The 7,919-nt window shown below is 40.5% G+C and carries 5 protein-coding genes; 1 reads left to right on the forward strand and 4 read right to left on the reverse strand.

All coding sequences use genetic code 11. From position 1 onward, the window contains the following. Window positions 1–9: 9 nt before the first annotated feature. Window positions 10–1,398, reverse strand: coding sequence for an LCP family protein (locus V7K73_RS18145; protein ID WP_334881963.1), 1,389 nt, complete (start codon window positions 1,396–1,398; stop codon window positions 10–12). Between the two features lie 140 nt (window positions 1,399–1,538). Then, window positions 1,539–3,263, reverse strand: coding sequence for an ABC transporter ATP-binding protein (locus V7K73_RS18150; RefSeq protein ID WP_334881964.1), 1,725 nt, complete (start codon window positions 3,261–3,263; stop codon window positions 1,539–1,541). A gap of 240 nt (window positions 3,264–3,503) precedes the next feature. Between V7K73_RS18150 and V7K73_RS18155 the strand changes: the two genes are divergently transcribed. Then, window positions 3,504–5,501, forward strand: a complete 1,998-nt coding sequence (locus V7K73_RS18155; protein WP_334881965.1) for a putative bifunctional diguanylate cyclase/phosphodiesterase — start codon at window positions 3,504–3,506, stop codon at window positions 5,499–5,501. Between the two features lie 194 nt (window positions 5,502–5,695). Here the strand turns inward: V7K73_RS18155 and V7K73_RS18160 are convergent, their stop codons facing one another. Beyond that, window positions 5,696–6,745: a WD40 repeat domain-containing protein gene (locus tag V7K73_RS18160; RefSeq protein ID WP_334881966.1), complete on the reverse strand. Its 1,050-nt coding sequence runs from the start codon at window positions 6,743–6,745 to the stop codon at window positions 5,696–5,698. A gap of 198 nt (window positions 6,746–6,943) precedes the next feature. Continuing rightward, window positions 6,944–7,570 (reverse strand): ferric reductase-like transmembrane domain-containing protein, encoded by a 627-nt coding sequence (locus V7K73_RS18165; protein ID WP_334881967.1) that lies wholly within the window; start codon window positions 7,568–7,570, stop codon window positions 6,944–6,946. Between the last annotated feature and the right edge of the window lie 349 nt (window positions 7,571–7,919).

A 7,919-nucleotide genomic window follows, 5' to 3' on the forward strand; every position in this document is an offset into this window, starting at 1 on the left:
CGAAACAGCTTATTTACCACTACCAATTTTGCTGTATTTTTGTCTAGCCTGTAATCCCAAATTCTGTTTGATAGAAGTAGAATTATTTTCAGAAATGGCACTAGTTAAATCTTTGCCAATCACAACAGTGACATCAGATGCAATATCTCCTAAAGAAGCAACTTCTACATCACCGACACCAAGAGCTTGTTGAACTGCATTGGCTGCTTCAGGATTTCCATGTTGAGCAATAATTCTGGTTTTTTGAGCAGAGTCTGTATTAGTATCAATTTCATGACTAGAAAGAAAAATATTCCTAAAACCATGTTTTTCGAGTGCAGAGGTGACTTTTGCTACTGCTTCGTGTTGTGTGGTTGCGTTTTGGATAAAAATTTTCATACCTTGCGGCACTACTAAATTTTTGTCCTCTTCTTTTATTTCTCCATTATTAAAATCAAAATAACGTTGGAGAATTTTACTAGTAGCTTTATGGTCAGAAATCCAGTAGCTAACATTATATTCACTTTTTTCACTAAAACGCCCTGGCAGGAGCATAAAATTATGGTGGTTGCTTTGAGCTAGAGCTTGAGCTATAGCTAACATTTCATTAATAGATAAATCAGTATCTATATTATCTTGAGCTACTTTTAAAATTTGAGGTAATTTAGTAATAGTTTGTGGCTGAAGCAGTGTAAGTAAAATGTCTTTAAGTACTTGTTGTTGTCGCTGAACTCGACCAATATCACCTAAAGCATCATGACGAAAACGGATGTATTCTTCTAGATGCTGCCCACTCAACTTTTGTAGACCGGCTAAAAAGTGAATACTGAGGTTCTGTGAATGATCTACATAATCCATTTTTTTGGGGATATTAACTTCAACTCCTCCCAAGGCATCCACCAAATGAATAAAACCTTCTGTATCCAGGCGCACGTAACGATCAATTGATACATCATCTAATAGCTGACTTACACTTTGGGCTGCTTGTTTTGTTCCACCACGCACATTTGCATCATTAATTTTATCTACACCAACTCCATAAAATCGAACGAGAGTATCTCTAGGAATAGATAATATATTAATCGAGTGAGAATCTGGCATGATTTGCGCTAGTAACATAGTATCGCTATTGCCTGCTAATGCCTCGGCAGGAGTAAAGTTTTTCTCGTGAGGATGTCCAGAATTGTCGATACCGAGAATCAAAATATTCACAGGATGATCTAGAGTTGCAGGAATCAAACCTGTGACATTTTTGGAACTACCAGGCAGATCGAAAGCAACATCATTTTTTAAGGGAGTTAAACTCACAAACGAGGAGAAAATTGCCCCAGAAGTTGCAGCTACTAATGCCGCACCGATTCCTAAAGCAAATGGCTGTTTTAACAGCTGGGATTTCTTGGGATTATTTTTTCCTTTCACTTTTCACCCACTACATATAAAATTAATTGCCATAGTCTAACCTAGAATTCTCGCACTTGGATATGGCGGCTCATGGTCAAGACTACTTTAGATGTGGCTACCCTGAGTAAAGAAGTGAGATTCCCCACTCCCTCTTTTGACTAGTTAAACTGTTGGGCATAAAACCGCGCATAGCGACGCTCTAGGGCTAGTAATTCTTCATGGGTTCCCGATTCGACAATTTGTCCTTGTTCGAGAACTAAAATCCGATCGCACCTTCTAACTGTGGATAAACGGTGAGCAATAATAAATACTGTCCGTTTTTCCATCAATCTTTCCAGCGCTTCCTGTACCAACGCTTCTGACTCCGAATCTAAGGCTGATGTCGCCTCATCAAGAATCAAGATTTGGGGATTGAGCAGAACAGCACGAGCGATCGCAATTCTTTGTCTTTGTCCACCAGATAAGTTTACCCCACGTTCACCCACCCAAGTCTGATAACCTTCTGGTAATTGGCTAATAAACTGATGAGCGTTAGCAATTTTCGCCGCCTCTTTAACTGCTTCCATATCAAAAACATCTTGTCCAAAGGCGATATTTTGGGCAATTGTCCCGGAAAACATGATGGTTTCTTGAGGAACAATCCCAATTTGTCGCCGCAGACTATGCAGCTTGACATCTCGAATATCAATACCGTCAATGAAGATTTGACCAACTTCGGGGTCGTAAAAACGGGGGAGGAGGTTGACAAATGTGGTTTTACCAGCACCAGAAGCACCCACAAGAGCGATCGCTTCACCTGGAGATACTAATAAACTGATATCTTTTAATACAGGCTCACCTGGTTTATAAGCAAAGGAAATATGACGATATTCTACTTTGCCGTTGACTGGGGGCAGAGCGATCGCATTAATCTTTTCGATCACTGTCGGCTGAATTGCCATCAATTCAAAAACGCGGTCAACAGATGCTTCACCCTGCTTAAATTCGTTGTAGTTATTAGTAGTATGACCAATGGGATCAATTAACAGCGCCGCCGCCGCCAAATAGCTGAAAAAATTCGCCACTGTCAAGTTATTTTGGGAAATTTGCCAAGCTCCGACAATCAGTAACGATAACGCACTTAAGGCTTCCAAAAATCCGATGATCGGAATCTGAATTGCTTTCAAGCGTTCGGCTGAGTATTTGGCTTTGAGACTGCGTTCTGCTTCATGACCAAAGCGGGCGATTTCGTAATTTTCGGCTGCAAAAGCTTGTACCAAACGAATACCGTTGAAAACTTCCGCGAGGATGGCTGATAAACCCGACACGCGATTTTGACTTTTTAAGGAATATTTGCGTAACCGTTCCCCAAACCAGCCGACTAAAATACCCATCAACGGCGCAACTATCACCGTTGCTAATGTCAGTTCCCAATTCAGATAAATCATATAAATCGGAATTGCCAGCAACTGCAAAATACAGGGGATAAAGTCGTGAAATCCTTTATTTACCACTTCGCCAACTCGGTCAACATCTTCTGTGAGGCGGTAAGATAAATCACCTGCTTTTGCTGTTTCAAAATAGCTGAGATTTAGCTTTTGAAGATGGGCGTAGACTTGCTGGCGGAGATGAAAAGCAACTCTCAAAGCAGCTTTTGCCATGTACATATCTTGTATAGACTGAAACAATCCTCTAACAAGAAATACTAAAGCACAACTGCCAGTTATTTGAGCGATCGCTACTACATTACCTTGGGCAAAGGGAGTTGCCAATTTACCGGCAAGATTGATCAACACTAATGTCGCCAGTACGTATCCCAAGATACCAATAAGTCCCTTGGCGACGGTTTGCCACTGGAGTATGATATAAGGCAGCAGTTGCCAGTAGTTAGAACGGGTTTTCAAGATTGAAAGTCCACAAACGATATTATTTTACTTTGTTTGACGCTAGCAGTTTTTGATGAGTTTCTGAATAGTTAACTAATTAGTTAAGAAAAAAGATACCAAATTGAAGAACCGTATTCACGCTACACAATGAAAAATTAAGAACATAGTGCGTAAGCAATAAAAGTCTACCTTGCTATAGATGCGCTTTTTTTAGTACTTATTAATACTAAGAGTTTGATTTGACCATTATTTATACCCATGCTTCCTAGTTTTGCAGTTTCAGCAATGAATAATGTAGATGAATTTAGCCAACAGATAGAAGAATTGCGATCGCGGGTACGGAGAATATGGCAGCGTACTTCAACTCAACCTAACTCACAACAAGAACTAATGATAGCGGCTTTCGATGAACTCCAAATAGCAGTGGAAGAACTATTAGCTGCCTCAGAGGAGTTAGAAGTAACAAGAGCCGCAGCTGAAAGAGAACGCCAGCGTTACCAAGAATTATTCGATTTTGCACCGGATGGTTACTTGGTAACTGATACCATAGGGAAGATTCTAGAGGCTAACTATGCAGCAGCAAGTATGCTCTCTGTACACCAACAATATCTGGGAGGTAAGCCATTAATTGTATTTATTGCTAAACAAGACCGCCAGATATTTCGCTTCCTGATAAATAATTCGGAGCAGATAAAGGACTGCGTGATTGAGATAAAGCCACGGTTTGGTACACCCTTTCCTGCTAGTATCAGGGCATCTCCAGTGTATGACTCACAACAAAAGTTGGTAGGCTGGCGTTGGTTGCTGCGTAATATCAGCGAAACTAAACAAGCACAAGAACAAGTGACAAAACGCACAGTGGAACTGGCAAAAGCAAATCAGCAATTGCTAAGTGAAATTACAGAGCATAAACTAGCCAAGTCACAACTGGTACATCTTGCATTTCACGATGTACTAACGGGACTTCCAAACCGCGCTTTATTTATGAACCGTTTAGAAGATGCGGTCAATTATTCCAAACGGCATTCAGATTATCTATTTGCTGTCTTGTTTATAGACCTAGATCGCTTCAAGGTGATCAATGACAGCCTGGGACACATATTTGGAGATCAATTACTGGTTACCATTGCTCAAAGGCTTCAAGAATGCTTGCGCTCTATAGATATACCTGCACGGCTGGGAGGAGACGAGTTTATCGTCTTGCTAGTAGGAATTAAAGATGTATTTGAAGTGGTAGCGGTTGTTGAGCGAATACAAAAGAGTCTGGCAGGAACTGTTGTTCTAGACGGGCATGAAGTCTCTACTACAGCGAGTATTGGCATTGCTTTAAGCATAACAGGTTGTAAACAACCAGAAGATTACTTGCGTGACGCCGATATTGCGATGTACCGAGCTAAGGCACAAGGCAGGGCGTGCTATGAGATTTTTAACACTGATATGCATATTCAAGTAATGGCACACTTGGAGTTGCTTAACGAGCTGCGCCGAGCCATTGAGCTTCAAGAGTTTCGGCTTTATTATCAACCGATAGTGTCACTCAGTCGCGGCAGGATAATTGGTTTTGAAGCACTTGTGCGCTGGCTACATCCAAAACACGGCATTGTTTTGCCAGAGTCTTTCATGTCAACTGCCCAAGAAACCGGCCTAATTATCCTTATTGAACAGTGGGTCTTGCATGAGGCATGTAGTCAGATACAGCAGTGGCAAAAGCAATTCTTTTCTAGTTGGGGGGATCTGGCTGAGTGTCCCTTGACCATTAGTGTTAATCTTTGTACTACTAGGTTTAGTGAAGAAAACTTGCTGTCACATGTCGATAAAGTTCTACAAGACACTAGACTCGCCCCAGGTAGTTTGACGCTGGAGATTACAGAAGGCGTAATTATGGAAAACCATGATAAAGCCATCATCAGGTTAAAGCAACTGAGAAATTTAGGAATTAAGTTGGCAATTGATGACTTCGGTACGGGGTATTCCTCATTAGGTCGTCTCCACCAATTTCCAATTAATCAGTTGAAGATAGACCGCTCTTTTATTAGCGGGAGCATTTTTAATGATGGAAATTTAGATATTGTTCAAACAATTATTACATTGGCACACAAATTAGGTGTGGATGTGACCGCCGAAGGGGTGGAGACAGAAGAGCAACTAGCACTGTTGAGAAATTTGAAGTGTGAATATGGGCAGGGATATTTTTTCTCCCATCCATTAGATAGCTCTCAGGCAGCGGCATTAATTATGGCAAATGCTCAGTGGTGATGGTTCTTGGTTTCTGAACAGTTAACTAATTAGTTACAAACTGTTTTAGCGAGTATGGCCATCGCACCGCCCTCATCACCAACGCCGTCACAGGTAAAATAGATGTGCGTCAAGTCCCTATCCGCTAACCCCAGATGTAAATGAGAACCGCTATATTTGCCAAGACTTGATGTCAAATGTGGGCTTAAATATCTTTAAAATGTTTGAGTATGAGCGGTAGTATCGCGGGGTATAGACCAAAGTTTGATGGTTTCGTCAGCACTACCACTTACTAAGGTTTGCCCATTAGGGCTAAAGGCAACAGACCATACAGACTTGGTATGTCCTGCAAAGTTAGCAAGGAGTTTGCCACTAGCTAGATTCCAGAGTTTGATTGTTCTGTCATAACTGCTACTAGCTAAGGTTTGTCCATTAGGGCTAAAGGCAACAGACCATACAGATTCAGAATGCCCCACTAGAGTGTGCAACAATTTGCGATCGCCTAAACGCCACAGTTTGATCGTTTTATCCATACTGCCACTGGCAAGGGTTTGCCCATCAGGGCTGAAGGCAACAGAACGTACTTCTTGCGAATGCCCTGTGAGAGTCTGTATAAGTGTTGGACTACTAGTGTTTAGCTGCCAAATTCTGATAGAGTTATCTTTACTCCCACTGGCTAACTTTTGGCTATCGGGGCTAAAAGCAAGAGACTTTACCCAGCCTACATCTTGGAGCGTAAAGAGTTCTTTGCCTGTGTCGAGATTCCAGAGCTTAATGCTATTATCAGCACTGCCACTAGCAAGCAATTTTCCGTTGGGACTTATAGCAACTGCTTCTACATCGTCTTTATGCCCTTCAAGGGTACGGATGAGAGTTCCTGTTTCCAGATTCCACAGTTTAATTCGATTATCCCAACTGCCACTAGCGAGTATACGGCTATCAGCGCTAATCGCCAAGGATACAACTGCATCAGCATGACCTTTAAAACTGTGGAGTAATTTGCCAGTGTGCAGATTCCAAATATTGATTGTGCGATCGTAGCTACCACTAACCAAAGTATTACCATCTGGACTAATAGCGATCGCATAAATCCACGCTGAATGTCCTTTTAAGGTTTGATAAGGTTGAATGATTGGCAAGGCCATAGCCCCATGTGTGGCCATCTGGAATGGAAATAGTAAACGATAGGAGCTAAACCCAACCAAGGTTGCTGTAGATGTAATTACCAGTAATACTGTAATTTTCTTAACAATTTGGTTTGACACTACAAAGTGAGTCTCCATTTACATAATTTTGGCAACAAATAGTACAAGAAAATAAAGCTTATTTTAGTTTCAACTAATTAAGTAAGTGGGTAAAATTAAATATAAAACCTCACCCCGCCTCCGGCTTCCCTCTCCTTATTAAGGAGAGGGATTGAGGGTGAGGTTTTATCTTATATTTAATTACGCTTACCTACTTAGCTACTTCTGCCGTGCTGTACTAGTGCTTCTTTCTGGTAATTCTGCTTTAGTTACTTTAGTTGTATTTTTTTGTTGTTTATTTTGGTGTTCAATCCAAAGTCGGATGATAAATAAAACCGTAATTAGACTAATAGCAAAAAGGCTAATCGGTGTTAAATATGTCCAATGACCTGACATCTTGTCTGAGATATGCCAAATCAAAATAACCATAGCTACATAAGTGAGTTTATGTAATTGCTTCCAGTTCTTTTTAAGCTTTTTTACACTCCAATTATTAGAAGTTATAGACAGCAGTGTAAAAATTATGAAAGTGCTTACGCCCTGGAAATATATCCAAAATGTCTTAATGTCAAAAAAATCAAAATTTCTCTTTTGAACCATTAAAAAACCATGACCTAAAGCCAAAAAGAAAGCTATAATACCGATGTTGCGGCGGTGTTTTAGCAACCATTGGGGAATACCAGTCTCTTTGGTTTGCGGAAAAATAATTCTTAGATTTGTGGGAAGTAATGTACCTATATAGCTAGATAGTGAGAGGAATCCCAGAATATTAGAAAAGGGTGATTCATCAATTGAAAGCATGATTATATCTCTAAAAATAATATTGTTGGCTATAGGAGAAACCACAGGTATAGGTAATTAAAATAATTCGTAATTCGTAATTCGTAATTCGTCAATTTTGTTTTGTAATGAAGAGTGCTGTTGTGGGGACGGTTTCCGACTCGCATTACAACGTGCGATTTAACCACAATCGCATTACTTACCGATTTTAGAACCGGGGGACTTAAACCCACGGAACTAGTTAAAAATAACCTCCGCTTATCCTATTTAAAATAGCGGATAAGCTAGGCATTTTAGATATGAAATAAAGGCTAGTATTTTACCAGGGCTATTTCATTCTAAAATGTGACGTTTTCAAAGTCCCTCTCCCAGACTTGGGAGAGGGATTTAGGGTGAGGGCAAAAACTACGGTTCT

This window comes from Nostoc sp. (assembly GCF_036916975.1).
Lineage (GTDB): Bacteria > Cyanobacteriota > Cyanobacteriia > Cyanobacteriales > Nostocaceae > Nostoc.

What these genes read in the sequence shown, in the direction of transcription:
- V7K73_RS18155 (WP_334881965.1), top strand. Translation starts at nt 3,504, where the DNA reads ATGCTTCCTAGTTTTGCAGTTTCAGCAATGAATAATGTAGATGAATTT.